Below are 26,525 nucleotides of genomic sequence, written 5' to 3'. Positions count from 1 at the left end.
GTAATATAACACATGTTGTTAGCACTGTCAATAGGTGAGTGCTAATTTTTTTTCAACTCCTCTCCTATCTACCTCGCTGATAAATTTTTCTATCAGTCTGTTTACTTCATTCGGCTGGTCCGTATTGGAATTATGACCAGAATTCTTTATCCATATTTCTGATTTCTGCAATAAATCCTCAACACCGCCACAATAGAGAATCAACTCTTTATAAGCCTGCTGAACTTCTGGCGATAAATTCATATAAGCAAAGTACAGCTTGTTTAATCGTCTGACAGAAGTTGTCCTTACAATGTCGCCAGCAAAAGGAAGTTTCTCTTCCATCGTAATTCAGTCCTTTCTTTTTAATTTTGAATATGAAAAAAGCAGTCGATCCTAAATGAAAGACTGCTTTAAATCATATCCTTTACTACCACATTTACAGGCACTTTCCCGGCATATTCTTGTTCCAGTTCCTCTGCCAAATATGCATCGCTCATGCAGTGCATATCAGAAACACCGTCACGAATCAGCTGATAAACCTGGGAATGATAAAAGAAATCCAATGCCGCATCCAGCGAGAGCCCCTGCTGTTTAGCAAAGCATTCAATAACACGGCTATATTTTTTCTGAAGCAAAATCGGATTCGCTGTCATAATGTTTCACTCCCTTCAAAATGCAATAAAGACAATGCTTTTTCTGTGCGGAAACTTATTTGCAGATTCGGCTTTTCATAACGCAGGCGGTTGATAGCTTCCGTCTTATCAATCAGCCCGTCAAAGAACAGCTCCACAGTATTGAACACCTTATCATTGGCAACACCACCCACAACCAGGTCGTAATCGGTCGAATCTTTCCCGCTGCGGCAGTTCAAAATAAAATCCAGCCATTCTTCGGAATAAGAATCGAATTTCAGCATTTTCAGTTCAGATTCCCGGCTTTCATCGTATTCATACCGGGAAATAATACCGTCTTTCCCACGACGTTTGAACTTGCCGCACCACTTTGCAGCCTGTTCATATAGCGGCGTGGCATAAAAGCCACGCCCGAAATCCACATTGGGGCGGGAATGAGCTAAATCTGGCTTAGCAATCTCTAAAAAAGAACCATGATAGAGAATCATACTTCTACACCCCTTTCTTTCATCACGTCAAGGAGGTCATCAACAATATATTCCCTGCTCTGGGTATGCAACATTTCATATTCCGGCACAATATAGCCGTTCAAAATATTACTCTGTTCGGTAAATGCCTGATAAACACGCTCTGCATTCACACCCAGCTTTGCCGCTACATTTTCAATGCAAAAAACAGCAAACTCCAGCTCACTGGAATTTTTGATTTTTTCATCTGTCATAATCTACAAGCCCTCCTTCGGAATCACTGTTCTCCATTTGAACGCTTTTATCTTTATTATATGCAAATGTCCGCACAATAACAATACTAAATTTACGCTCCAATAATCTTATTGAATAACTGTAACAATACGTCTTTTACGCCGGACGTATTGAATACAAGACCAACGGCTACTAAGGCAACTACCAAGAATCCGATAAGTTTGGAAAACTCACGCTTGAATCCCAAGTAGATACCGATATAACTGCAATAATGCTAGAAGTAAAATATCCGATACCTTTTCCAGCCACAATAAAATGCAGAGCAGCCAATATTATACTAATAACTATCAATGCAATTCCATATAATACTTTTTTCCACTGTATATTTAATTTCATCCGGGCACTCCTTTCCTATCTATCTCGCTGATAAATTTTTCTATAAGTCTGTTTACTTCATCCGGCTGGTCAGTATTGGAATTATGACCGGCATTCTTTATCCATTTAAGCGATAAACCTTCCCTCTGATGCCATTTCTTATTATAACTTTTTGCAGATCCCGCTTTATCCTTTTCTCCACAGATAAGTAATGCCGGACAACTGATATGATATGGCAAATCTGCTTTAATTGCCTCAGCAAGCATTCTGTACCCGAAGCCAGCGAGCCTTGCATATTCTTTATGCTCTGAGTCATAGGCCATCATCATCTTTCGCATAAGATTCTGACCATAGTCCGTCTCAGAGCACCCTCTTGAACCAGCCCTAAGAAGAGCTTTCCATGGATATATTCTGTATAATGGCTCTACTCTTTCAAGAAGCCATATTTCCATTGCAGTCATATAAGACTTTTGAAGCGGTGCAGAATCAATGGAGATAAACCCCGTTATCTTATCCGGATATAATTCCATATACATTTGGGCCAGATATCCACCCATAGACTGACCGATAATGATTGGATTATAAATTTCTTCTTTTGCTAAAATTTCATAAAGCCATTCTGCCATATCAGACAGGCCGTAATTATTCGTAAATGGTCTGGATAATGCATGTGATGGTGCATCCCATACAAACACATTCTGTTTATTCTCAAAATATTCTGTCTGCTTCTCAAAAAGCCTATGGTCTGACGTAAGTCCCGGTAAGAACACTAACGTAATTCTCTGTTTATTTATTATATTTACAAAATAATGGATGCAGCCACAGGGCGTCTTGTAACTGTTTTCTGTCATTTTTCGCCCCCTTTCCATAAACCATTTCCCAATGATTTATCATTTCCAGATATCATTAATATCTTCTACTTCATATATCACTCATCTTCCTCAAGTTTCTGTACTCTTCTTTTATATATTTTAGAAAATATCATTAATGCTAATAAACATAAGATTTCCACCTGCACAAACATAATAATTCCGGTTGCAATTGAACCAATAAGTTTATGGTAATTCCGATAGGAAACACTAAACCATATAATTCCTGTCAACACTGCCGCAATACTACTGACTATGACATTCGTCTTGAAATTCGGTTTCAATCTCCTGTCCCAGATTCCATTTCGGATACATGCAACCAAAAGATAAAAGGCAAGACTCATAAGTACAGCCCCTTCTCCGGCAAGATTCTTAATACTGTCATTCCCCACTATCATTTGTATTGCCATTACAATCAGCAATCCCCAAAAAGCAATCCAACATCCATTATGTTCGATTTTAAGAAGTTTTAGTTCCTGACGTTCATCTAAATTACTTTTCATCTTCCTAATTTTCATCCTCTTCATCCTCCCAGAATAAATCATCTAAACGTTTATCTAATACGCGACAAATTTTACAACACAGTTTTATTGTGGGATTATATTCTCCCTTTTCGATAGCATTTATAGTTTGCCTTGAAACACCAACAGCTTCTGCTAAGACCTTTTGCGTCATATCTTTTTCAGCCCTTGCCACTTTTATCGCAATATTTTTTGCCACTTTATGTTCACCTCCATTTATAAAGTAACACTTCTTTTCCATAATGTCAATTATATTTTACTTTTTGTCTTGTATATTAAGATAAGAATGCCCTTAATGATTAACCCATAATTGAATCTTTACTTCACGGTAAAAAAATCCCCTGTCATTTTTATGTCCATAAGTACTCTTTCATGTGTATTCAGATTGCTGAAAATGTGTAATATAATAGTAAAAATTCACAAAAATCGAATGCAAATTTTGTAACAGGTTATGCGCTTAATCTTTGTAAATTCCACATTTATAATGTACCATATAATCATAATATCGCAGAAGAAGGAATGGAAATGACACAGAACAGAGTTAGAATCGTAGATGTTGCAGATGCGTTAGGTCTTAGTACTGCTACTGTCTCAAAAGTGATTCACGGCAAAACAGAAAAGATTTCAGATGAGACGGTAAAACGCGTCCAACAGGAACTTGAAAGGTCTGGATATATCCCGAATATGGCTGGCATTTTGCTTGCGAGAAATAATTCAAGAATCATCGGAGTGGTGGTGAATGACCATGAAAAGTATGAGGGCAGGGTTTTAGAGGATGGATTTGTGATGTCATCGCTGAATGCTCTTTCCCATGAGGTTAATGAAAAAGGATATTTTCTGATGATAAAAACGACATCTGATATCAGAGAGATTCCGGTATTTGCATCCATGTGGAATATGGATGGACTGATTCTGATTGGATTTTGTGAAGCTGACTATGAAAGCCTCAGAAATCAGATGCGGATTTCGTTTGTAGTGTATGATGGCTATTTTGAAAAATGCTCAAAGGTAGTAAATCTGGTCATCGATCATTATAACGGCGGCTATCAGGCCGGGAAATATTTAAAGGAACTGGGACATAAAAAAGCATTATGCATAGCAGATAATTTCATCTGCATGGATAAAGAACGCATCGAAGGGTTTCGCAAAGCCTTTGAACCAGGAGAAACATATAGATGGGAGATACCAAAGACAGAAAGGGAAAGAATGTGCTTTTACGAGGATAAATATATACAGCTGTTAAAAAGCAATGTTACCGCTGTTTTTGCAGTGTCCGATTTTTATGCACTTGAGTTTATGAAGTTTTTACAAGGAAAGAACATTCAGATTCCAGAGGATATCCAGATTATCGGCTTTGATGATAACATGGCAAGCAGGGAAAGTAATCCTTCCCTCACAACGATTCATCAGGAAGCAAACTTAAGGGCGAAAGCGGCAATTGAATGTCTGGAGGCAATGCGCGATGGAGCAGAATATAAGACAGAAATCGTGTTACCGGTTGATTTAGTAAAAAGGGAAAGTACGAGGAAATTATAATGTCAAAATTTATGAAATTGTTGTGTAAAATAGCAATTCCTGTCACATTGCAAAGTATGCTGCAGGCATCATTTTCAATTGTTGACCAGATCATGATCGGACAGTTAGGCGAGACAAATATATCAGCAGTTGGATTATGCGGTAATTTTTCACTGATTTTTTCAGTGGTGATTGGTGCGGTAACGGTATCGGCTTTACTCATTCTTTTGGCCGAAGTATATACCGGATTATATCGTGTTGATGACAGCGTAAAAGAGCTTGGAAGAACACTGCTTATCGTATTTGCCTTGTATGCTCCGGTCAAGGTAGAAAATATGATACTTGGCGGAGGAATTATAAGAAGTGGCGGTAACACCAAAATCATTATGATTATTGATATTGTTGGCACATGGTGTATTGGAATTCCCCTGTGTCTGCTTGCAGCATATGTATTCAAGTGGGGAATTGTTGGTGTGTATACATTGCTTACCACAGAGGAATTATTCAGGCTTGCTGTATCGTTAATTGTCTTTAAAAGACGTAAGTGGATAATTAGTTTGTGCTGAAAAAGCACTGTAAAACCAATAATTCAACGGTTTTCAGTGCTTTTGGATATTCCCCAACTGTGTATTATTTCTCAGCGCGCCAGTTTCCAGCTTACCGCCTGCTGCCTTGCATCCACAAATCTCTTATAGATACCTTCCTGCTTCATTAGCTGCTCATGTGTTCCCTGCTGCACAATTCTTCCTTTGTCAACAACCACAATCTGGTCTGCATGTCTGACTGTTTTTAGTCTGTGGGCAATCATAATAATCGTTTTTTCCTTTGTAAGTGCATCTACTGCATCCATCAGCTCCTTTTCATTCTCCGGATCAACATTGGCCGTTGCTTCATCTAATATAACAATTGGTGCATCCTTCATGATCGCTCTGGCTATGGAAATACGCTGCTTCTCGCCACCGGAAAGTGTGGCGCCGCCTTCTCCGATTACTGTGTCATATCCATCCGGAAGTTTGCTGATGAAATCGTGACAGCACGCTTTCTTTGCCGCTTCCACCACTTCCTCATGGCTTGCATCCTGACGTCCGAATTTAATATTATTCTCAATGGTGTCTGCAAACAAATACACCGACTGAAACACAAATGAGAAATTACTCATCAGACTGTTCATGCTGTAGTCTTTTACATTCACACCTCCAAGTGTCACTTCCCCGGAGTCCACATCCCAGAACCTGGCAATCAGATTGCAAAGTGTTGATTTTCCTCCGCCAGATGGTCCAACGATTGCTGTCGTCGTTTTCTGCGGAATAGAGAGCGATATATCATCAATAATCTTCCGTTTGTCATAAGAAAACGAAACATTGGAAAGTCTGATATCGTAATTTTCCGGCTGGATTTCTTTACCGTCTATATCCATAGTATCCAGTTCCAGTATTGCATTTGCTTTATCTACACATACGCTTACCACATGTAAAAGAGATGAATAATTTCCTGCACATTCCAGACTGGCATAAAGCATAAATGCTGAAATTGTCATACCGATCGCATAGACCGCACTCATAGTTCCATTAATATAAAAATATGCACTGCAAGCCACGATCACAGCACCTGTAATTTTGGTTATCACACTTTGCAGAAAATGATAGGGCACAAACAGCATTTCCATCTTTGTATTGATCTTTTCACATGCTTCATTTGCATCATTTAATCTTTTCGCCTGTTTCCCAAGCAAGTTATATGATTTAACTTCTGATATTCCCTGCAGATACTCCATGATCTGGTTTACAAGCTCTGTATCACATACCACTTTTTGCTCTGAATCTTTTTTCCCTGCATTCTGCATCACAGAATTGACCCCAAAGAAAATAAGCACTCCTGCTGCAGCGATCAGTCCGATTCTCCAGTCAAAAATAAACAGCATAAGAATGATCATTGATGTTTCCAGAATTCCCTGCATTGTCAGCATAACCACTCTCGCAGCCACATCGCCAAGTATTTCCATTGTATTGGTTGTAATGGAAGAAATTTCCCCGATACTATTGGAATTGAAATACCCCATCGGCAGATATCGCAGATGTTCTGCAATCTTGATTCTCATAAAAGCACTTGCATTATATCCTCCCTCTGTCTGAAGCACTGTAGAGTATCTCTTGCAGATTACGTCGACTACAATTGCAAGAACCATAATCGCAACGGAGCCTCCAATATATTTTCCTGTCGGTTTCCCACTCAGCAGACCAATCAGTATGTACATAATAGCCGGAATCTTCATTGCTGAGGCAAGAGCCTCTATGAGTCCGATCACTATCGACAGTTTAAATTTATTGCCATTTTCCCTGCCTGAAAAACGAAAGAATTTTGCCAGAATCCCAAACATATCATTCTCCCTCCTTCACAGTATCTTTTACAGAAATATGGGCATTCCACATTTCCTTATAAAGCGGGCATGACACCAGAAGTTCCTCATGTGTGCCATGTGCTGTTACATTTCCATCATTTACAACAAAGATCTGGTCACTGTCCTTAATGGTAGAAAGCCTGTGTGCTATTACGATCAGTGTCTTCCCAGCTACCAGTTTTGCGATAGAATTCTGCAGAGTCGCCTCGTTTTCGGGATCCGTGTAAGCAGTTGCCTCGTCAAGAATCACAATCGGAGCATCCTTTAACATCGCTCTTGCAATGGAGATACGCTGCCTCTCGCCACCTGACAAATGCCCTCCTGCACCTCCTACAACCGTATCAAATCCATTCTCCAACTGCATGATAAATTCATAGCATCCGCTTTTCTTTGTCACCTCAACAACCTGTTCATCTGTAGCATCCGGATTTCCCTGCCGGATATTTTCACGGACCGTTTCATTAAACAGATAATTGTCCTGTGCAACATATGCAATTTTCCGGTTAAAATCTGCAAGTGCCATTTCTTTTACATCAACTCCGCCGATTTTGATACTTCCGGAATCCACATCCCACAGGGACGCGATCAGCTTTGCAATGGTCGACTTGCCGCTTCCGGAAGGTCCTACGATTGCATTTACCGTTCCTGCTTTTAGCTCCATAGTTACTCCGTGCAGGATTTCTTTGTCGTGATAACCAAATCTGACATCTTCAAGAGTAACGGAGTTATCTTTTGGAACACTTTTACTTTTCTCTGGACGTTCAAGCTCCGGCTGTTCCAGAATTCCTGCCACTTCACCAACAATCACTCCGATCTTGCCAAGATCATCTGTATAGGAACCCACTGTTATCAACGGTCCAACGATTCCAAGTGATAAAATAATGCAGATGACAAAATCTGAAATCGCAAGTGTTTCATTGGCTACATAATGTGCCCCAAACGGCAATACCGTAAGAAGCGTATAAGGTGTGACCACCATCATCAGTCCATGAAAGATTGAGCACCGTTTCATCCAGGAAATAAAGGAATCTGCATAAGCCATAGCCGCCTTTGTAAATTTTGCATAAGAACTTTCTGTCTTTCCAAATGCCTTGATCACTTCGATTCCGTCAATATATTCCACTGCCGCATCATTCAGATCTTTTGTTGTCTGAACCGTTCTCTCGAAGCTTGGTTTATAATCCAGCATCATTCCAAAATAGGAAAGAAATCCCACTATAACCGGCACCAATGACCAGAGTGCCAGTCTCCAGTCTGTCAGGAAGAAATAGATCAAAATCACAATCGGTGCCAGCAGATTGGACGTGAATTCCGGGACAATATGCGCCAGTGTTGTCTCGATACTGTCGATTCTTTCCACCATAATATTTTTAAATGTACCGGAAGGTGTGTCTTTCACATAGCCAAGAGGTACCCGCGCCAGCTTGTCACAGCAGGATTTTCTTATATTTGCAAGTACTGCAAACGTTGCTTTATGTGACAATGCTGTCGAAAGTGAATGAAGCAGTTCTGCAATGATAAACGATAATGCAATCAGAACCGCTTTTGCAAGATATATTTCAAACTCCTTTTCACCATTTAAAAACAGCTTTACTACATCTGCAATAATAAAATACGGCAAAATCTTAAAAATCACATTTCCTATTGCAAGTAACACACTCCACACATAGGCAATTCTTTTTTGTCCGGCCCACGTCAAGATCCAGCTGACTGCCGACTTCTTTTTTTCTTTCACATCTGTTCACTCCTTACGTTCGTTTTATTGTTTCGTTTTATTGTTTTACCTTCTGTTAGTTCGTACTAACCAACATATAATAAAATAGGTGGTTTACTGGCATCAACCACCTGATATTATTATCCTGTCTGAACTTTATTCAGAAATCCAGAACCTGCAACACACATAACCTATTCAGAATTCCTGCATCAGTTATACTGGAAATTCAATATTCCACAATCGTTCCCAGCCACCTGTATTAAATTCTTTCAGTTGATGTACATTTTTCTTTGCAGTCTCCCTGTCTATATCATGCTCAATGATCTGAAATACTGATGAAAAAAATCCCGTATAGATCATATGCATAAGGCTTTCCTCTACAACCGGTATTTTTACACCGGCTTCCTTCATTTTTTCCATATATTTCAGGCTGGACTTCATTTCCCGCTCCACCATATTGTGTATGAATAATTCAAATTTTCCACTGTCTCCGCATTTCAACAATAATCTGAAATTATCATAATGATCATAGATATAATCAACCATCTGCTCCATCCCATCACTGGATGTATCCGACATATTCCTTGTCTGATCACTGGCAGAAAGCTTTTCAAACTCCTCAACGATCTGGTCATAAATCTGATAAATATGTTCCATATAAGGATCCGTCAGTGCATCAAAAAGTGCCTCTTTCGTCGGATAATATTTGTAAAATGCTCCAGTAGTAAGCCCTGCATCTTTTACAATATTTCTTAAAGATGCTCCTGTCAAACCATCTTTCAGAAAATGTTTTCTGGCTGTATCTAATATGTTTTTCTGTGTATCTTCTGCTTTCGTCGACATTCTTTTCGTATCCTCTAAACTTCTTTTCAAAATATAACAGCGCTATATAACACTGTTATATTTTAACTCATTACAGGAATTTGTCAAGTCTTGGTGTTTCAATTTTTTATTTTCCTCGTGTATTCAGTTTCCACTCCGCAGATGCTTTCTGCAGTTTTACAAGTCTGTTCTATTCAGACAGATTTTCTTTGCAGAAAAGTTCTATACAGTTCTCAACCATTGTCTGATCATAGTCTGTTGAAATACCTGAGCCAAGCCAGTATGCATAGTCTCCTTCATCATATTTTCCAAGTGCCTCCAAATCGCTGCCGTAGCGCAATTCAATATGATAGGTTGTATCATTTGTATCTGGTGCTATGCAGAAATAAGTAAATTCGCCTGAGTCTGCATCGTCACTTTTAAATTCGTATAACCCACGTACTTCTTCTATTCCAACATAATGATATGTATGGGAAAAGATTTCTTTTCCTTCTGAATCATATCCCTTGATCACTGAATCAGAACCATTAAATTCCAGCTTATTTACACCTTCTTTAAAAGAGCAGTCATAAACACCATCGCCATCTTTGTATGCTTCTACTGCTTCTTCTCCATAAATTGTTCCTGAAACCATGGATGCTAACTTATCATATGCTGCCTCCGCATTTTCCTCACCAACCAACTCTGTACAATCATCAATCCAGATCTGCTGATATTTTTCATCAAGAATTACCGGCCATAGTTCCTGATATGAACCCGTCAAATCAACCAAAAGTTGTTTTGCAGCATCCTGATTTTCATCTGCTTTCTGTTTCTTGTCCGTCGTATTTGTACTTTCTGTAACAGTTGCCGTACCTGTACTTTCTGCAAATGTAGCGTTACTACAAGCAACTAACATTGAAAATGACGTTGCAACTGTTAAAAATAATGTTAAAAGTTTTTTCTGCTTCATGAGATGCCTCCTTAAATTAAAAATCGTTGCAGTTAGATTCTTCTAACTACAACGCATATTTTATAGATTTCCATATAGAATCTCAATTACTAAACAGACTCTTTTTCTATCCATTCAGACTTTCCTGTGTCTTTTTCTTACGGTATTCCGTTGGTGTCATACCGTATTCTGTACGAAATGCAGATGTAAATTTGTTCGGATTCTGATAGCCAATTTGTAATGCTATCTCCCCGATCGTAAGTTTATTTTCTTTTAAAAGGCGTTCCGCCATCTGCAGCCTGTACTTTTTCATATAAGCGTACACAGAATTTCCGTATACACCCTTAAAGCATTTTTTCAAAACAGTTGGTGACATTTTAAAACGCACTGACAATTCTTCAATCGTATAATGCCCCCTATAGTGTCCCTTTAGAAACGCATGAACCTGCTTTATTGCATCAATCTGTACATCCGAAAAATATACATGCTCAGAATTATTTTTCTTTAAATCAAATCCAGTTAATACTAATAATAGTTCCAGAATTTTCACACGAATATAACCATATCTGATTTCTTCAGGAACTTTATACAATTCCAAAAAGATATGTTCTATTGACTGATTTGCCCGTATAATAGTAAAACTATGTGTTTTTGAAATGTTACTAATCTTTTCCAGATTTACAGACAATAATTGCAGTATCCTTTTCATTTCGTCTGTAATCATGGAAAAGTCAAGCGTAATGGTAATTCCATGATAACGCGATGTTGGAAACTCTGACACATGCCCAGTTTTTTTCAAAGAACAAAATGACAAGTCTCCTGCCGCTATATAACCATATTCATTTTGTTCAAACACGCATTCGCAACGGCCTTCCATGCAATAGTTTATTTCCATCACACTGGAAGCCGGCTTTTGCTCCTTGTTGCAATACTCCATATGCATATCATTATAAACCAGATCAATTCCTGGAAACACATGATACAATGTAATCATTCCTGTACCGCTCTCATTTTCCAAATGAAAACATTCACAGAATTCCGTATCCTGTACCTTTTTGCAAGCTGATGTACCATATAACTCAATACTGGCAAAAGAATCTGATGATTTTAATTCTATATTCTTATCAGGTTTGGACTTCAATATATTTTCAGCAAGCTCATAAGCATTTTTCATAACTATTTTCCTCTATACCACATCGCAAATGCCAATTCCGGTAATCGGTCAGTCTCAATAATTGTTTCGAGCATTCTGGCAAATCCCTCCGGATTTTGAATTTGATACTGCATATGGTTGAATCCCTCAAAAACCGGAAAGTTACCGTATATATAAGTCTGCATCACTGCATTTCTGTATTTAAAATGTTCTTCTATACTTCCAAATTCCCAGAATGTATGTTTCTGCAATTCTTCTGACAGTTCTGAAAATGGCTTATCTTCCAAACTGTCTGTCAGCTGTCTCCTCAGATTTCCATACGTCAAGTTCTTTCCTGCCTCTATAAAGTAAGGTTTAATTTTATCATCGTCACACCACATGATTCTCTTTAGTGTTTTTCCTTTTGACCAATATAAACTTTTCATTGCTATATATAAGAACGGAACCATGATTCTGCGTGTTGCCTTTCCAATCTGTGCAAACTGCCCGCCATCAAAAAAAACATGCTTTACCGGTATTTTTATCTCTGTCAGGAATGCCATGGCGAGATCTGCTCCAATCGAAGATGCAACTATAAGTTCTATTTCTTTGATTCCATGGTTCCCCAAAAATCGTACAATCTGTTGTATCTCATCTCTTTTGCTTTGATACCTCTGTCCGGAGCAATACACAGTCGATGTTGGCATAATGCAATAATATTTTTCTGCCATTTTCTCTGCAACCGGCATACTGCTTTCCCCAGTTACTCCCATTGCATGGAAAAACAGAATGACTGAATTTGATTTATTTCCTGTTGTTTTAAATACCACACTTCCACCTTCTGTCTATTTTTTATCTATCTACTCTCTTCCATTTTGCAACAGCATTTCTTACCCGCCAGTCAATATCCAGACGTGCTCTGCGACATTCTTTCGGATGTTTTCTTGCTGCCTGAAATGCCAGTTTCACAAAGAGTCCGGATCCAACCGGGAGCATTGTCTTTAGCATGCTCTCCGGAAAAACGAAATGGGTTCCATGCTCATAAATGACATAATCCAATCTGCATGTGTGTGAATGTTCTTTCATACGCTGCTTCATACGGCGGATATATTTTGCAGTATCCCACAACACATCATCTTCAGCACCAATTAACAATACTGTTCCATGGATTTTTTCAATCTTGATCATCTCGTCTTCTGTGATTGGGTGAGCCTTTTCAGAATCATCAAATAGTTTTCTTGAATTGATCATATCACCGGTCCGTTTTGTTTCTTTCTCAATCACATGCCAGTAATCCGGATGTTTGTAACAAAACGGCATGTATGGAAGTGGTTCTTCTTTATACGAAAAAAGAGATTCTCCCTCCATTGGCCATTCCTTACAACCATCTCTTTTACCCTGCATAAATCCCTGCCAGATAAAGTCACTCGGTGTCAGACCTATCGTCAATGTGATATCCTTAAAATAAGAAGCGGCAGTCAATGCAAGTGTTCCTGTAGTAGATGCCCCGACAATTCCTATCTTCTGATTACCATGTATTTTTAACCAACTGATTGCTTTCTCTATACGTTCCAGCGGATAATTATGATGTCCATAATCCTTTTTTGCCGGCGACATCGTCATCACGTTCACACCGAGTTTATGTAACCATTTCACGGATGTACGCGCCAGATAATCCTCCGGATCATCCCCGATCATCGCAATCATTGCACAGTCTGAGCCTGTTTTACATTTCCAGTATGCACCATAAAATCCATCTGATTCCACATCAAAATGCCTTTTCTTCATCTGTATCATCTCCTCCCTTAATATCAGCTATGTTTCTCCAAAACTATTATTTTATTTGAGATATTCCGAACAGCCGGAATCTTACCTATTACATAATAAACAGGCATAAGCTCTTTCATTCCTTCAACAAGACTGACTTCCTGCCGAACAGAAAATGCCGGTATGATTCTTTGCAGCTCCTTTCTGTTCTTAACTCCCCATGTGAATTTTGCATTGCTTCCCTCTATGGATTTCTCTTTCATATGCTTTACAACAAAGGGTGACATGGTTTCGACCATTACTGTAACTTTCTGAAATGATTTATCAATAATAGAAAACATCTTCCTGATATCTTTCTCATACAAATACATTGTAAGTCCTTCGATTATTACCAGAATATTCTTACCGTGATAATCGATATCATCTATGTAGGAATCATCCATTGCAGACTTTGCAATCTGATACACCGGATCAGTTTCGGTAAGGAACTGGCTCCTTATTTTCATTGTTTCCGGAAGGTCTACATTATACCAGCGCAGATATTTTCCCTTCATCCGGTAGCATCTGGTATCCAGTCCGCATGCAATATTTACGACAACTGTATTTTCATGCTTCTCCAAATATTTTCTGACCATCCGGTCTAATACAATTGTTCTCGCAATCACACCATAAGTCATAGCGTTATCTTTATCTGCTTTGGAAAAGTCATAATCAAGCTTTTTCACAAGTTCTACTGCAATTTCGTCATTTATTTTAGCATTTTTCTTTCTTGTTTCTTTTGCTCTTGCATACAAGGTCTGTACCATCGTTTCCGGTACACCTGTCACATTCACTTTTTCTTTCATTGTTTGTCGCCTTCCACTGCCTTTCTTACTTCTTCCACCCACTCTGCACTATGACAGCAAAACAATTCTTCATGCTGCATGTTGTGTCTTTGAATGTCCGGATTTTTGAAATAAGTACAATATCTCTTTTCGTATTTTTTTCCCATTTTTGTTGCGTAAAACACGTGGATTGTTGTTCCCGGCACATCAATTCCATGCTGGACTTTTGTAACCAGATCCGAATAGAACTGATTATAAATACTCTGTTTTGTAATCCACGGACTTCCTCCTTTACCGATTCCAAACATATTTAAAAATCCATTATATAATTCTTTCTTAGCCCCGTCTGTCTTGTTAAGCTTTTTCTGCATAAATTTCGGAAGAGCACCTGTATGTATCATTTTATACATGAAAGGCACTACCATAGATGCCTGAATTTTTGCCACAAGATTACCTGCTTCATCCATATCACTGCTCCCAATGATGCCATGATCTATATGGATTCTTTTCCGCTGAATCAGAAGGGATACAAAACTTCCTCCAAGGGAACATCCATACGCTGCTTTAATTCTCCCACCATACTTTGTTCTGATTTCCTGCTCAATTTTTTCACATTCATCTTCCATCGAATAAAATTCTGTTTTCTCGTTTGGATCAAATCCATCATAAGAAACTGCTACCGTATAAAAATAAGAATGCAACCCATCCAGTACATGATCAAAGCTACTATACAGGCAACAGGTACCGGGAAATAAAAATATCACAGGTTTACGATTGTCTCCACTTTCATAAAATTTCATAGCTAGTCTCCTTCAGACTTTTCTGACAACACAATGCATCCTCATACCTTTGCGGATTTCAAATTTTTCTACTTTTAATCCTACTTTTCTGCAGCATTTCATGACCACATCTCTTGTTGGAACCCGAACATCTCCATGTCCGCATATATTTGCCAGAGGCATTTCCAATGTATTCATCAGCCATACCAATACTTTATTGTCACTGGTCACATCCCGCAGGATCAATCTTCCATTTGGACGAAGACATCTTTTTACACTGTCAAAAAATGCCTGTGGATCCGGATAATGATGAAAACTCATAGAACAAATAATTGCATCAAATGAATCATTTTCAAAAGGAAAGTTCTCACAGTCTCCTACAACAAACGTTGCATTTGAAATGTTTTTCTTTTTTGCCTGTTCAATCATGGCCGGAGTCAAATCCAGACCTGTATAATGTCGGTCTGGATATTTTTTTGATAATAAAGAAATCATCGGAGCAGGTCCGCAGCCGGCATCCAATAAATCTCTAAATGGCTCCTTCTCTAATTCTTCCAGAATATCCGGATAATCTTTCTTACACATTTCGTAAATACCCGCATGGTTACTTTCATATCTTCCTGCTGCTTTTGTAAATTCAGCAATTGACAGTTTTTTGTATTCTTCATTTTTCATGTTGTTTTCCTCCAATCACACCAGACACCATAAATCAATATTTTCATAGAAATCCGTCCTCTTTACATTGTCCAGTAAATCGCTATCATATATGTTAGTTTTATCTAACCTTAATTTTCTAAAAAACCGTGTGAAACAAAACTGTAATTCCACACGGTTTCTTTTCTTCTGTGTTCAGTATACCACTTTTATCTGGTTTATCAACCAGATTTGTCTCAATTTGTTACGCACTGCGTAACCATTTGGAAAGACCAGTACATCGTTTTCGAAATATACGCCTGAGCATATTGTCGGCACACTAATCTCTTGGTGTTAATCCTACATACATATCTTTGTACTGTTTTGCACTCTTTTCCCAGGAAACATCTTTATTCATATCACGGATCACCATATCATCCCAGGATTTTCTATTCTCGAAATAGAGCGTCTTTGCTCTGTTGATCGCATCGTAAAGCAGCCCGCTTTCATATCTGTCAAATGTAAAACCGTTTCCTGTATTTTCAAACATATTATAAGGCTGAACCGTATCTTTGAGTCCTCCGGTCTCTCTTACAATCGGAACTGCACCATATCTCATGGCTATAAGCTGTGTAAGTCCACATGGTTCAAATCTTGATGGAACCAGAAGTGCATCACATCCTGCATAAATATTGTGAGCCACATTTTCATTGTAAGCAATATATGCACAGAAATTGCCTTTATATTTGTTTTCATAATAACGGAATGTATTTTCATACTGAGAATCACCAGTACCAAGAACAACCACCTGCGTATGTTCATCCATAATTCCCGGGATTACGTCATTTACAAGATCAAGACCTTTCTGATTGGTGAGACGTGAAATAAGTCCGATTACCATCTTATGCTCATCTACATCCAGCCCCAGAGATTCCTGAAGAGCTTTTTTATTAATCTTTTTATTCTTTATCGCTGACTTCTCATCATAATCAGCAGCTAACAGCTTATCAGTTGCAGGATTCCAGATATCCGTATCAATACCATTCACAATTCCCAAAATCTTATTGTTGTGATATCTTAAATGCTCTGCAAGTCCCTCTCCATATTCCTCTGTCTGAATCTCCCAAGCATAGGTGTTACTTACAGTTGTAACTTTATTGCTGTAAGCGATGCCACCCTTTAACATATTGGCATCCAGCCAGTTCTGGATCATACAGTCCTTATTAAATACATAATCAGGAAGTCCTGACCAGTATTGAATCTTTTTTCTGTCATAAATACCCTGGAACTTCAGATTATGTATTGTGAGTACTGAAATTGCACGTCCTACATCTGTATCCTGAAAACAGGTTCTCAGATAAAGTGGTACTAAAGCTGCCTGCCAGTCATGACAATGCACGACATCAGGAGTCCAGTTCAAATAATTAAGGGCAGCAAGGGCAGCTTTTGCAAAATAACAGAATTTCGGAATGTCATCTATGAGATTCGTATATGGATTTCCCCAGGAGAAGAACTCATCATTATCTATAAAATCATAGACAACCCCATCCTCCTGATATTCCATAATTCCCACATAATACTGCTTTCCATCAGAGCAGAGATTCATATCAAAGGAACCCCTGTATTCCATCTTTTCCTGAAATTTCTGAGGAATACATTTGTATCTTGGAATAATGACCTTAACATCAATGTTTAATTTTGCCAGACTCTTTGGCAGGGCAGACATTACATCTCCCAATCCGCCGGTCTTAACAAATGGATAACATTCTGATCCAATGAAGGCTACACTTCTTCGCGGTCCCAGATCAGGCTGTCTCGTTGGAATGTTCTGTTCATTCTGTTCAACAGATGGCTCCTGAATAATTACGGCTTGCTTAACAGAAACATTCTCTACTGTTGGAGCAACATTCTTAACAGCTTTTTGAGGACTGTTTTTTGCACTGCTTTTTACACTGCTTTTTACGCTGTTTCTTGCATTGCCCTTTGTATTGCTCTTTGTATTACTCTTTGCATTGCCTTTGGTACTGCTTTTGGTACTGCTTGTTTGAACTGTTTTTTTTCTCATATCATTGATCTCCCTTTTGCATTTTACAAAGTCCGAAATCTATTACGTCTTAACTAAAATGTCCTCCGGTAAGTTCCTGATAAACATTCATTTTGCAGATATTTATCATTTCCTGTTAATCTCAATTATAACACAAAATGCGCAAAGTAACTATTATTATCTGAAATGTTTCCATCACTTAACTCTTACCTGAATGATACAAGCTGGTTTATTCCTTTTCATTATATCTGCCTCTTTTATTTTACAGATACACTACATAGAAAAAGGGATCTTCCACTCAGTCAATTTGAATAAAAAACATAATCTGTTTTTATTTCACGCATTCCATAATTATCATCTCACATCTGTCATATCCAAGCTGTGAGCTGTTCAGGCACAGTGTGTAATTGCTGGCTTTTCCCCAGTTCTGATCTGTGTAAAAGTTATAATTTGTTCTTCGCCTTTTATCTGTGTCTGCCATCATTTTCACAGCTTCCTTCTCTTTTACATTGTATAAACCAGTGATACGCTTTATTTTTTCCGGCATGTCCCCATGAATAAATACATTCAGCACATCGTCCCGGTCTTTCAGTATATAGTCTGCATTTCTTCCAATGATCACACAAGGCTCCTTCTCAGCCAATTCTAAAATAATATTTCTCTGTGCCTCATACACCATGTCCTCCACAGATTTTCCTGTGATATCACGACCGGAAAATGCATATGCGAACAAACCTTTTTTCGGAGATAATTCCGCATTTTCCTGAATATATTCCGGTGATAAGCCGGACTTTTCTGCAATCTGACCAATGATATTTTTATCATAATAGGCAATTCCGAGTTTCTTTGCCACTTCTTCTCCGATAAAACGTCCACCGCTTCCAAATTCCCTGCTGATCGTAATAATTCTTTTTGCCATCTCTGATTCCTCCTAGTTTAAAACATCAACCCTATTTTTTCTGATTTTCTTTAAAAATACATATCCCACAAAACATGAAATTATTTCAGTAATTGGAAATGCCCACCAGATCAACGAAACTCCCATCTGACCATTTCTGACAAACAGAGAAAAGATTCCCGCCAATGGCAGGATAATAATCAGCTGTCTCAAAAGTGAAATCACCAGTGATTCCAGGCCACCATCCAATGCCTGGTAAATTCCCTGATAAGCAACATTAATTCCGGCAAACAAGAAACTCACTGAAATCACTCTCATCGCGGCAATAAAATATTCTCTTGACTGTCCTGCATTAAACAGCATTGCAAACGCTCCGGGGAAAATCTCCGTAATTGCAATTCCCAGAATCATTAATGCAATGGTATAAATAATTCCATATTTGATACCATCCTGAATTCTCTTTTTGCTTCTCATTCCATAAGCAAATGCAATGATCGGAGTGATCGCATCTCGCAGACCAAAAGCAAGGAAGAGAACAAACTGCTGGACTTTATAGAACAATCCATAGGCTGTCTGTGCTGATGGATTGAACTTCAGGATCATATTCATCACATAAACCATAATGGACATCAGAGCCTGCGCAATAATTGCCGGAAGTCCGATTGCATAGATTTCTTTTATAACACCAGCATTCGGTTTCATGTATTTCGGTCCATGCCCGAATTCCCTGTTCAGTTTCATATGAAAAATAAGCAGCAATACAGCAGAAGCAACCTGACCAATTACAGTTGCGTAAGCTGCACCTTTCACTCCCATTTCAGGACAAGGTCCAATGCCGTAGATCATGATCGGATCGAGAATGATATTTACAACGGCACCAACCACCTGTCCGATTGTAGAATAAAGAGAACGACCTGTTGCCTGTAATAGCTTTTCAAATAAAGAAAAGAAAATAATACCAAAAGAAATCACACAGCATATCCGCAGATAACTGACTCCCATTTCAAGTACTTCCGCATCAACTGTCTGTGATGAAATATATGCTTTCACTCCAAAAATACCAAACAGTAAGCAGACCACGTAAATGATCACACCCAGGAACAGACTGTTTCCTGCTACCTTTGCAGCCTTTTTCCTGTTTCCCTGTCCAAGTGTCCTTGCAAGAAGTGCATTTGTTCCTACACCTGTTCCGATTCCTGCCGCTACCATAAGCATCTGAACCGGAAATACCAGAGTGAGGGCATTTAATGCAGCTTCACTGCCTACTCTCATATTTCCTACAAACGCACTGTCTACAATGTTATAGACCGCCTGCAATGCCATGGATAAGATCATAGGGATTCCCATCTGGATCATCAGCTTATTCACCGGCATATCCTTCATTTTGTTGCTTTCTGCCATTTTACTTTAACTCCTCTCTTTTCTGCACAAAAAAAGTGCGCACCCTGTCACATAAGCTGGACTTACGCTGACAGGCTACACACTTTTTTCACAGCAAATATTCTATTTAACAAAAGAAAAACGAGTAGCATGAAACTGGATTTACGCTCATCTGCTACTCGTTCGTTATCATTATATTTCCTGTTTTTTTAAAAGTCAAACAAAATATTTTTACAATTTACATTTTACAATGCATATCAATCTATTTTATTTTGATCGATGTAATCAATAATCGTTTTACAGATTTCCTGTTTTGGCTTTTCAAGTGCAACTCCCAGTTCCATATATAACAGATTTTCTGCTATCTGGAAATACCTTTGATAATTCACTTTTCGGCACCAAAAAGTGCCCCCTGTATAGCAAAAGCGGCGGCAGATATTGCCTGAAAAACCGCCTGGGAAAAAGTTTCATTTTGATACTTTATATGCTAAAATAAAACATATCGTATCAAATGAGAGGTTTTACAGATGTCTAAAAAGAAATATAATCTGAATACAATTTACATCTCTGAGCGTCTGCAGGAGAATCTGAAGCCGATTTCACAATCTGCATTCACTGCTGTGACCGCTCCCATGGGATATGGAAAAACAACTGCTATCAACTGGTATCTGGACAAACAGAGCAAAAACGGAAATTCCTGTGTGATCCGGATCAGTATTTATTCTGATAATCTGTCTGTTTTCTGGCAGAGCGTTCAGAAGGCATTTGCCTTTGCAGGGCTTGATTTTCTGGATAATTATAGTTGCCCCTCAGATGCTGCCAGTGCCGGGATGCTTGCTGATGAGCTTTGTTATTCCCTGAGCGGTCAGACCTCTTACTACATTTTTATTGATGATTTTCATCTGTTGGGTGAACCTCATGTTGCAGATTTTTTTTGTATGCTTGCCAACAGACTGCCTGAAAATATCCACCTGATCGTATCCGGCAGAAATGCTTTTCTGTCCGGAAAAGAGATTCTCCGTCTTGGCAAAAAGTTATATCAGATCCATACCAGGGATCTGTGTCTGAACCGGCGGGAGCTTTCTGTCTATACCCATCGCTGCGGTGCCAGCCTGAACGAAGATCAGCTGAACACGCTTCTCTATTCCAGTGAAGGATGGTTCTCTGCAGTCTATCTGAATCTCTGTACCTTTTTTGAAAGCGGACATTTTCCTGACCATACTTCTAATATCTATGATATGTTTTCCTCTGCTATGATCGCACCTCTCTCTGATGCACAGCAGGAATTTCTCACTGTTATGGGACTTGCAGATGAATTTACCGTTGAAATGGCACTTTTTATTACAGGGAATCCGGAAGCCGGACAGATTCTTTTCCTTATGACCAGACAGAATGCTTTTATCACTCCTTTGTCCGATGGAATCAGCTTCCGTTTTCACCATATGATGAAGGAATGTACACAGCGTGCCTTTGCCATGCTTTCCCATGAAAAACAGACAGATTTCCGGAATCGTTACGGACAATGGTATGAATCCCGGGGACAGTTTCTGCAGGCACTTGCTGCCTATAACAAGGCTCTTAACTATGATGCAGCACTTGCTGTTATCCAAAAGGATGCAGGAATCCTCCTGGCTTCTCTTTCGCCGGAAAAGGTTCTCGCATTTCTTGATGTCTGTCCAACAGAAATCCTGAAGAACAGGCCTCTGGCCCTTCTCGTATTGATGCGCCGTATGTTTACCTGGCATCAGATTCCCAAAATGCTGGAACTGAAGCAGCTTCTAACAGATACCATAGCTGAAGATAACACTTTGTCCGAAGATGAGCGAAAGAATCTCTCCGGAGAATGTGATCTTATTATGAGTTTTCTGATGTATAACGATATCACCGGTATGAGCGTTCTGCACCGTCAGGCCAGTTCCAAAATGACCAGACCTGCCATCAGTATCCGCAAAACAGGAAGCTGGACCTTCGGTTCTCCTTCTGTTCTGATGATGTTTCACCGCAGATCCGGAACCCTGGATGCAGAACTGACAGCTATGAATGAATGTATGCCCCACTATTACAGGATCACCCAGGGACATGGACAGGGTGCGGAATTGCTCATGAATGCAGAGGCAGCATTTATGCAGGGGAATTTTTCAGATGCACAGATTCTGCTGGAGCAGACTTATTCCACCATTGCATCAAACGGACAGCACAATATTTCGCTCTGCTGTGATTTCCTTGCTGCAAGGCTTTCCCTTTTTCAGGAGAGTGTCACCTTTGTGAAGAACCCTGAAGTAAAGCATAAGGAGCTTCTGTCTCTCCACAATATGATGTGGCTGAATATTTTTGACAGTACTTATGCTTACTACTATGCATTAATTAGAATGCCGGAAAAAATTCCTGCATTATTCAAAGACCATATGTTATCCACTGTCAGCTTTCTCTCTCCCTGCAGACCTATGATGGAAATGATCGAGAATCAGGTCTTTCTTTCACAGAAAATGTACGCAAAAGTTATAGGCAGAAGCGAAACACTTCTGCCTGTCTGTGAGAAAATGCACTATGAACTTGTGTCTCTCCACGTTCAGATCCAGACCGCTGCTGCTTACGCAATGCTGGGCAAACATCATGATGCACGACAGCTTCTGCAGAAAGCCTTAGGACACGCCATGCCGGATGGCTTTCTGATTCCTTTTGTAGAAAATTATACCTATATCAAGGACGTGCTGAGCAGTATTAATTCCATAGCATCAGAGCCTTTTACAGACCGGATTCCTTCCCTTGGTTCTGTTTATGAACAGCACTGTCTCCGCCTGTCCAGCCGTAATTACAGGCCTGAGATCCTAAATATGCTGAACAGCAGAGAAGCAGAAATCGCAGCTTTGATCACTGACCGTCTGAGCAACCGCGAAATTGCCGAAAGGTTATTTCTCTCTGAAGGCACTGTGAAGCAATATATCAACCAGATTTATTCCAAGTTGATGATCAACGGTGATACACGCACCAAAAGGAAACAACTGGCAGAGCTGATTTCTTCCATAAACAAGGGCCTTACCTGACACTTTGAGAAAAAAAAGCAAGGAAATTCACATGACCAAAGTCTTGCGATTTCCTTGCTATTTGGCAAGAATTACAAATTTAAAGTTTTTTACTTATTTGCATTTCTGTTTCCTTGAGAATATCCTCGGGAATCTCAGTTTTATTCAGCATCATGTCTGCTCCCAGATTACGATAGAAGGAAAAATCCCTATCTCCATCCGGATATGTATGTACCATAGCAAGCGTAGTATGAATTTTTTCATCTGTACATAATCCAATGTCATCAATTCCTGCTTCTTTTATGGCTGCTCTCAACTGATCTCCAAAAAAATCATTACCAACCTTACCAATAAATGCTGCATTATGTCCCAATTTATAACGCTTTATTATAATAAATCATATTTCACTATATCAAGCTTAGCTTCACCATCAGCAAAGAAAGAAATCCCCTTTGCTTCCTGCTTTGTAAGAATAACCGCAGACATAACCTGCTCGCCGTCATTAATAAATACTTCCACACTAAACTTATCCAAAATCACACGCAGTTTTAGTTCATTGCTGTCACCGTTTACCAGACAACTGCTCTGATGAACCAGCGCCCGTTCGCTTCCTGAGAATTTTCTATCGATTTTTAAAACAGATTCATCCGGACGGAAGCATAATGTAGAATGATATTTCTCATTCTCTGCAAAACAGAGTTCAAATTTTTTATAAAGATTGTCTTTATCTGCCGGTCGTATCACAAGTTCCAGATCTACCGTTCGTCCTTCAATCTGATCCAGTGTGAGCCTGGTATCTTTTATCACAACATTGTTATACTCGACTTTGTTTGCACGCATGGCATTAAGTTCTCTGACCGGAACCTGATACAATCTTCCGTTTTTAATAGACAGTTCTCTTGGAAGACTCATTTGTGCGAACCATCCAGAGTCATTGCATCGATATGCAAGCGTATCCCAGTTCTGCATCCAGGCGATCATAATCCTTCGTCCATCCGGTGCAAGCAGTGTCTGCATTGCGTAATAGTCAATTCCGTAATCAACACCTTGACAAAACTGTTCCTTTAAAGTATGTGTCTCAGGATCCAACTCCCCAATAATACATAACGTTCCATTTCCATTATGAAATTCTAATCCTTCCGGAAGCATATCCTGTGGACTTGTCAGAAGCACATATTTGCCGTCCAATTCAAAGAAATCCGGGCATTCCCACATTTTTCCATAACGATTTTGATTCTTTGCCAGAATGCTTACAAATTCCCATTCAAAGCCATTTTTACTTCTGTAAAGAAGGATCTGTCCGCTTCCATCAGCCGGACGACTTCCTATAACACAATAAAATTTTCCATCGTTCCCTTTCCAGATTTTGGGATCACGAAAGTCTACTTTACTAGCCCCCTTTGGAAGATCTTTGGCTGTCAGAACCGGATTCTTATCATACTTTTCATAATCCTTACCATCTCCAACTGCCACTGCCTGTGTCTGAATATCCCTTACAGTTCCGTCTTCCAGTTTCTCCTGATTTACAGAAGTATACATAAGCAACTGTCTGCCATCCTCTAATTCTATGGCACTTCCTGAAAAACAGCCGAATTTATCATAATCTTCATCCGGTGCCAATGCAGTCGGAACATAGTTCCAATGCAATAAATCCTTACTCACTACATGTCCCCAGTGCATACTGTCCCAATGTGTGCTATACGGATTATACTGGTAGAACAAATGATACTCTCCTTTATAATAGGAAAATCCATTTGGATCATTCATCCAGCCAACATAAGGAGTTATATGAAAGGCTGGTCTTTCTTCCTCTTTGATCTGCTGTCCCTGTATAAATTCATATTTTCTTGCCTTTTCCAACATTTCGCTCATATAGTTCCTCCTGTCAAAATGATATCTTCTCTTATTTTTCACTGCTTAATGAATCCTGATACTGGTCAAAATATTTTTGCTTGATTGAAAGGTAATCGGAAAGCCCGTACTTCTCCATTTTTTTCAGATAAGAATCCCATTCTTCATCAATTCCTCCGTTCAGGATCCAATCTGCTTTCTTCTGTTCTGCATATTTCTTAATATCTGTATCATACTGTGACACTTTGTTTGTATCATCAATACTCATAAATACATTAGGATAAACATATTTGCTGTTCATATCCTGTAAATATGTCTCATGCATATTATCCAGACGCCATTTCGCATCTTCCGGCTGTGTTACATATACGTCATAATATTCATTTAATATAGCGAGAGGACCATTTACAGATTGCGCTTCACGTACTTCCACCGGTGACTGATCTCCTAAGTCCATATGCTTTAACATTTTTTCGCCATCTTTGTTTACAGACAGCTCAAAAATATTAAAGGAATCCTTCTCTCCATAGGTTCCCCAGTTATTTTGCGGAGACTGAAGGGGTGCATACATCTGATCGATCCATGCGGCAGCAAGTGCCGTGTTACGGCAGCTGGTAGTAAGCACACATCTTCCTCTGTCAAAACCGCTGGTCTCACTGTTGTTCTGTCTGGTGATATTTCTCATTCCATCCGGTCCGGTCAGTGCCGGAAGCATCACATAATCCGTATTGTTGTCTATATTAGCAATATCCCATGTGAAGCAAAGTCCATAACGGTGATTCTTTCCTTTTGCAACATAAGTAGACCATTCCTGTGTAAATGCTTCCGGATCGATCAGATTCTCTGTCACAAGTTTATGCAGCCATTTGATACCTTCTTTGTATCCTTCCTGAACCGTTGTATAAATCACCTTACCTTCATCTGTTACAGCAAAATGATCTCCTGTGTCCCCATAACCATCTCCGAATCCATTTATTAAGATTGAAGGATCCTGATCTCCGTTATTGATAATAAATGACATTGGTATTACATCACCTTCAATGGAAAACTCTTGTTTCAGATCATCTGCATGATCTCGAAATTGAATCAGTACCTGCTCCAGTTCATCTGTTGTGGTTGGAATCTCAAGGCCAAGATAATCAAGCCATTTCTTATTAATATAAGGAATATCTCCAATGGCCTGAATTGCTTCTTTTCCGGAACCAAGCTGTTCAATCCACGGAAAAGAGTAAATATGTCCATCCGGTGCTGTACACATGGTTCTGTATTCCGGGTATTTTTCAAACACAGCCTGAAGGTTTGGCATATATTTGTCAATCAGATTTTCCAGCGGAATAATTATTCCCTGCTTTGCATAACGCAACAGATCATAATCACTCATGCCTGCATTAAACAGTCCATCCGGCAGATTTCCAAACTGAGCCAACGCCAGATTCTTTTTATCTGAAAACTGATCTGATACAAAGCAGGTCCAGTCAATATGAACATTTGTCTGTTCTTCCATTCTCTGGAAAATCACTCTTTTATTTGGATCCTGTGTTGAAGTGGCCGGTGCACTGGTAATAAAAGAAAGCTCCTCTGTTTCTTTCAATGGAAACTGTACATCCGATACCGGTGTATCCGGATTAATCTCAGCATCAAGCCTCTGCTGTTTTCCACACCCCATTATACTTACCATCATTGTTAAAGAAAGTCCAAGTGCAAGCAAACTTCTTACTCTGTTTTTCTTCATAT

Annotated in this window: 26 protein-coding genes and 1 pseudogene; 3 read left to right on the top strand and 24 right to left on the bottom strand. The window is 39.2% G+C overall.

Annotated elements, in window-relative coordinates; genetic code table 11:
- Positions 1 to 27: 27 nt before the first annotated feature.
- From ACESZG_RS12000 to ACESZG_RS11965, 8 genes are all read right to left on the bottom strand, one after another.
- The gene (locus ACESZG_RS12000) at positions 28 to 324 is read right to left on the bottom strand and encodes a hypothetical protein (RefSeq protein WP_020993550.1); all 297 of its coding nucleotides are present in this window, start codon (positions 322 to 324) and stop codon (positions 28 to 30) included.
- A gap of 68 nt (positions 325 to 392) precedes the next feature.
- Positions 393 to 635 (bottom strand): DUF3791 domain-containing protein, encoded by a 243-nt coding sequence (locus ACESZG_RS11995; RefSeq protein WP_008706659.1) that lies wholly within the window; start codon positions 633 to 635, stop codon positions 393 to 395.
- On the bottom strand, positions 632 to 1,102 hold the full coding sequence (locus tag ACESZG_RS11990) for a DUF3990 domain-containing protein (protein WP_008706660.1): 471 nt from the start codon (positions 1,100 to 1,102) through the stop codon (positions 632 to 634). Before ACESZG_RS11990 ends, ACESZG_RS11995 begins: the two co-directional genes overlap by 4 nt.
- Positions 1,099 to 1,338, bottom strand: coding sequence for a DUF3791 domain-containing protein (locus ACESZG_RS11985; RefSeq protein ID WP_044951932.1), 240 nt, complete (start codon positions 1,336 to 1,338; stop codon positions 1,099 to 1,101). Before ACESZG_RS11985 ends, ACESZG_RS11990 begins: the two co-directional genes overlap by 4 nt.
- Before the next feature lie 178 nt (positions 1,339 to 1,516).
- A complete protein-coding gene (locus tag ACESZG_RS11980; protein ID WP_008706664.1) occupies positions 1,517 to 1,711 on the bottom strand; it encodes a hypothetical protein in 195 nt (64 codons plus the stop codon).
- The gene (locus ACESZG_RS11975; protein WP_195566454.1) at positions 1,708 to 2,541 is read right to left on the bottom strand and encodes an alpha/beta fold hydrolase; all 834 of its coding nucleotides are present in this window, start codon (positions 2,539 to 2,541) and stop codon (positions 1,708 to 1,710) included. The genes ACESZG_RS11980 and ACESZG_RS11975 overlap by 4 nt, the downstream gene beginning before the upstream one ends.
- Before the next feature lie 77 nt (positions 2,542 to 2,618).
- Positions 2,619 to 3,077 carry a DUF6773 family protein gene (locus ACESZG_RS11970; protein ID WP_330609975.1) on the bottom strand — a complete coding sequence of 153 codons (459 nt, stop codon included), beginning with the start codon at positions 3,075 to 3,077 and terminating at the stop codon, positions 2,619 to 2,621.
- Positions 3,067 to 3,321: a helix-turn-helix transcriptional regulator gene (locus ACESZG_RS11965; RefSeq protein ID WP_202018874.1), complete on the bottom strand. Its 255-nt coding sequence runs from the start codon at positions 3,319 to 3,321 to the stop codon at positions 3,067 to 3,069. Before ACESZG_RS11965 ends, ACESZG_RS11970 begins: the two co-directional genes overlap by 11 nt.
- A gap of 284 nt (positions 3,322 to 3,605) precedes the next feature.
- Here ACESZG_RS11965 and ACESZG_RS11960 point away from each other — a divergent pair, with 284 nt between their 5' ends.
- Positions 3,606 to 4,616 (top strand): LacI family DNA-binding transcriptional regulator, encoded by a 1,011-nt coding sequence (locus ACESZG_RS11960; protein WP_343309284.1) that lies wholly within the window; start codon positions 3,606 to 3,608, stop codon positions 4,614 to 4,616.
- Positions 4,616 to 5,161 carry an MATE family efflux transporter gene (locus tag ACESZG_RS11955; RefSeq protein ID WP_373218391.1) on the top strand — a complete coding sequence of 182 codons (546 nt, stop codon included), beginning with the start codon at positions 4,616 to 4,618 and terminating at the stop codon, positions 5,159 to 5,161. The genes ACESZG_RS11960 and ACESZG_RS11955 overlap by 1 nt, the downstream gene beginning before the upstream one ends.
- Before the next feature lie 71 nt (positions 5,162 to 5,232).
- Here ACESZG_RS11955 and ACESZG_RS11950 read toward each other — a convergent pair whose 3' ends face one another.
- The 13 genes from ACESZG_RS11950 to ACESZG_RS11890 form a co-directional block, all read right to left on the bottom strand.
- A complete protein-coding gene (locus tag ACESZG_RS11950) occupies positions 5,233 to 6,972 on the bottom strand; it encodes an ABC transporter ATP-binding protein (protein WP_373218389.1) in 1,740 nt (579 codons plus the stop codon).
- Between the two features lies 1 nt (position 6,973).
- Positions 6,974 to 8,728 carry an ABC transporter ATP-binding protein gene (locus ACESZG_RS11945; protein ID WP_373218387.1) on the bottom strand — a complete coding sequence of 585 codons (1,755 nt, stop codon included), beginning with the start codon at positions 8,726 to 8,728 and terminating at the stop codon, positions 6,974 to 6,976.
- 192 nt (positions 8,729 to 8,920) lie between these two features.
- Positions 8,921 to 9,550: a TetR/AcrR family transcriptional regulator gene (locus ACESZG_RS11940; RefSeq protein ID WP_025579141.1), complete on the bottom strand. Its 630-nt coding sequence runs from the start codon at positions 9,548 to 9,550 to the stop codon at positions 8,921 to 8,923.
- Positions 9,551 to 9,719: 169 nt separating this feature from the next.
- Complete coding sequence (locus ACESZG_RS11935) at positions 9,720 to 10,481, bottom strand: hypothetical protein (RefSeq protein WP_025579139.1); 762 nt, start codon at positions 10,479 to 10,481, stop codon at positions 9,720 to 9,722.
- A 106-nt stretch (positions 10,482 to 10,587) separates the two neighbouring features.
- On the bottom strand, positions 10,588 to 11,634 hold the full coding sequence (locus tag ACESZG_RS11930) for a helix-turn-helix domain-containing protein (protein ID WP_055058431.1): 1,047 nt from the start codon (positions 11,632 to 11,634) through the stop codon (positions 10,588 to 10,590).
- A 2-nt stretch (positions 11,635 to 11,636) separates the two neighbouring features.
- Positions 11,637 to 12,422: a hypothetical protein gene (locus ACESZG_RS11925; RefSeq protein WP_055058432.1), complete on the bottom strand. Its 786-nt coding sequence runs from the start codon at positions 12,420 to 12,422 to the stop codon at positions 11,637 to 11,639.
- Between the two features lie 22 nt (positions 12,423 to 12,444).
- Positions 12,445 to 13,380: an acyl-CoA thioester hydrolase/BAAT C-terminal domain-containing protein gene (locus ACESZG_RS11920; protein ID WP_025579134.1), complete on the bottom strand. Its 936-nt coding sequence runs from the start codon at positions 13,378 to 13,380 to the stop codon at positions 12,445 to 12,447.
- Between the two features lie 23 nt (positions 13,381 to 13,403).
- Complete coding sequence (locus ACESZG_RS11915) at positions 13,404 to 14,204, bottom strand: class I SAM-dependent methyltransferase (RefSeq protein WP_025579133.1); 801 nt, start codon at positions 14,202 to 14,204, stop codon at positions 13,404 to 13,406.
- Positions 14,201 to 14,983, bottom strand: coding sequence for a hypothetical protein (locus ACESZG_RS11910; RefSeq protein ID WP_173704296.1), 783 nt, complete (start codon positions 14,981 to 14,983; stop codon positions 14,201 to 14,203). The genes ACESZG_RS11915 and ACESZG_RS11910 overlap by 4 nt, the downstream gene beginning before the upstream one ends.
- 12 nt (positions 14,984 to 14,995) lie before the next feature.
- Positions 14,996 to 15,637, bottom strand: a complete 642-nt coding sequence (locus ACESZG_RS11905) for a class I SAM-dependent methyltransferase (protein ID WP_055058435.1) — start codon at positions 15,635 to 15,637, stop codon at positions 14,996 to 14,998.
- A 298-nt stretch (positions 15,638 to 15,935) separates the two neighbouring features.
- Positions 15,936 to 17,660 carry a glycogen synthase gene (locus ACESZG_RS11900; protein ID WP_055060377.1) on the bottom strand — a complete coding sequence of 575 codons (1,725 nt, stop codon included), beginning with the start codon at positions 17,658 to 17,660 and terminating at the stop codon, positions 15,936 to 15,938.
- 310 nt (positions 17,661 to 17,970) lie between these two features.
- Positions 17,971 to 18,558 (bottom strand): AAA family ATPase, encoded by a 588-nt coding sequence (locus ACESZG_RS11895; protein ID WP_025579125.1) that lies wholly within the window; start codon positions 18,556 to 18,558, stop codon positions 17,971 to 17,973.
- 12 nt (positions 18,559 to 18,570) lie between these two features.
- On the bottom strand, positions 18,571 to 19,938 hold the full coding sequence (locus ACESZG_RS11890) for an MATE family efflux transporter (RefSeq protein WP_373218383.1): 1,368 nt from the start codon (positions 19,936 to 19,938) through the stop codon (positions 18,571 to 18,573).
- Positions 19,939 to 20,444: 506 nt separating this feature from the next.
- On the opposite strand from ACESZG_RS11890, the gene ACESZG_RS11885 reads away from it, so the two are divergent.
- On the top strand, positions 20,445 to 22,961 hold the full coding sequence (locus tag ACESZG_RS11885; RefSeq protein WP_373218381.1) for a LuxR C-terminal-related transcriptional regulator: 2,517 nt from the start codon (positions 20,445 to 20,447) through the stop codon (positions 22,959 to 22,961).
- A 100-nt stretch (positions 22,962 to 23,061) separates the two neighbouring features.
- On the opposite strand, the pseudogene ACESZG_RS11880 reads toward ACESZG_RS11885, so the two are convergent.
- The 3 genes and pseudogenes from ACESZG_RS11880 to ACESZG_RS11870 form a co-directional block, all read right to left on the bottom strand.
- Positions 23,062 to 23,316: pseudogene (locus tag ACESZG_RS11880) on the bottom strand (PfkB family carbohydrate kinase); the annotation flags it as partial.
- A gap of 11 nt (positions 23,317 to 23,327) precedes the next feature.
- Positions 23,328 to 24,812 carry a glycoside hydrolase family 32 protein gene (locus ACESZG_RS11875; protein WP_373218379.1) on the bottom strand — a complete coding sequence of 495 codons (1,485 nt, stop codon included), beginning with the start codon at positions 24,810 to 24,812 and terminating at the stop codon, positions 23,328 to 23,330.
- 31 nt (positions 24,813 to 24,843) lie between these two features.
- Positions 24,844 to 26,523, bottom strand: coding sequence for an ABC transporter substrate-binding protein (locus tag ACESZG_RS11870; RefSeq protein WP_022380669.1), 1,680 nt, complete (start codon positions 26,521 to 26,523; stop codon positions 24,844 to 24,846).
- Between the last annotated feature and the right edge of the window lie 2 nt (positions 26,524 to 26,525).

It is taken from the genome of Blautia sp. Marseille-P2398 (genome assembly GCF_964240315.1).
GTDB lineage: Bacteria > Bacillota > Clostridia > Lachnospirales > Lachnospiraceae > Blautia_A > Blautia_A wexlerae.
Note: the sequence above shows the minus strand (reverse complement) of the source record. Positions and strands in the feature narration are given on the sequence as shown.

Coding starts and splice junctions, on each gene's coding strand:
- ACESZG_RS11885 (WP_373218381.1), top strand. CDS start 20,445: ATGTCTAAAAAGAAATATAATCTGAATACAATTTACATCTCTGAGCGT.
- ACESZG_RS11965 (WP_202018874.1), bottom strand. CDS start 3,321: ATGGAAAAGAAGTGTTACTTTATAAATGGAGGTGAACATAAAGTGGCA.
- ACESZG_RS11940 (WP_025579141.1), bottom strand. CDS start 9,550: ATGTCGACGAAAGCAGAAGATACACAGAAAAACATATTAGATACAGCC.
- ACESZG_RS11935 (WP_025579139.1), bottom strand. CDS start 10,481: ATGAAGCAGAAAAAACTTTTAACATTATTTTTAACAGTTGCAACGTCA.
- ACESZG_RS11975 (WP_195566454.1), bottom strand. CDS start 2,541: ATGACAGAAAACAGTTACAAGACGCCCTGTGGCTGCATCCATTATTTT.
- ACESZG_RS11895 (WP_025579125.1), bottom strand. CDS start 18,558: ATGGCAAAAAGAATTATTACGATCAGCAGGGAATTTGGAAGCGGTGGA.
- ACESZG_RS11960 (WP_343309284.1), top strand. CDS start 3,606: ATGACACAGAACAGAGTTAGAATCGTAGATGTTGCAGATGCGTTAGGT.
- ACESZG_RS11910 (WP_173704296.1), bottom strand. CDS start 14,983: ATGAAATTTTATGAAAGTGGAGACAATCGTAAACCTGTGATATTTTTA.
- ACESZG_RS11870 (WP_022380669.1), bottom strand. CDS start 26,523: ATGAAGAAAAACAGAGTAAGAAGTTTGCTTGCACTTGGACTTTCTTTA.
- ACESZG_RS11970 (WP_330609975.1), bottom strand. CDS start 3,077: ATGAAAATTAGGAAGATGAAAAGTAATTTAGATGAACGTCAGGAACTA.
- ACESZG_RS11980 (WP_008706664.1), bottom strand. CDS start 1,711: ATGAAATTAAATATACAGTGGAAAAAAGTATTATATGGAATTGCATTG.
- ACESZG_RS12000 (WP_020993550.1), bottom strand. CDS start 324: ATGGAAGAGAAACTTCCTTTTGCTGGCGACATTGTAAGGACAACTTCT.
- ACESZG_RS11920 (WP_025579134.1), bottom strand. CDS start 13,380: ATGAAGAAAAGGCATTTTGATGTGGAATCAGATGGATTTTATGGTGCA.
- ACESZG_RS11930 (WP_055058431.1), bottom strand. CDS start 11,634: ATGAAAAATGCTTATGAGCTTGCTGAAAATATATTGAAGTCCAAACCT.
- ACESZG_RS11900 (WP_055060377.1), bottom strand. CDS start 17,660: ATGAGAAAAAAAACAGTTCAAACAAGCAGTACCAAAAGCAGTACCAAA.
- ACESZG_RS11875 (WP_373218379.1), bottom strand. CDS start 24,812: ATGAGCGAAATGTTGGAAAAGGCAAGAAAATATGAATTTATACAGGGA.
- ACESZG_RS11955 (WP_373218391.1), top strand. CDS start 4,616: ATGTCAAAATTTATGAAATTGTTGTGTAAAATAGCAATTCCTGTCACA.
- ACESZG_RS11905 (WP_055058435.1), bottom strand. CDS start 15,637: ATGAAAAATGAAGAATACAAAAAACTGTCAATTGCTGAATTTACAAAA.
- ACESZG_RS11950 (WP_373218389.1), bottom strand. CDS start 6,972: ATGTTTGGGATTCTGGCAAAATTCTTTCGTTTTTCAGGCAGGGAAAAT.
- ACESZG_RS11995 (WP_008706659.1), bottom strand. CDS start 635: ATGACAGCGAATCCGATTTTGCTTCAGAAAAAATATAGCCGTGTTATT.
- ACESZG_RS11915 (WP_025579133.1), bottom strand. CDS start 14,204: ATGAAAGAAAAAGTGAATGTGACAGGTGTACCGGAAACGATGGTACAG.
- ACESZG_RS11890 (WP_373218383.1), bottom strand. CDS start 19,938: ATGGCAGAAAGCAACAAAATGAAGGATATGCCGGTGAATAAGCTGATG.
- ACESZG_RS11990 (WP_008706660.1), bottom strand. CDS start 1,102: ATGATTCTCTATCATGGTTCTTTTTTAGAGATTGCTAAGCCAGATTTA.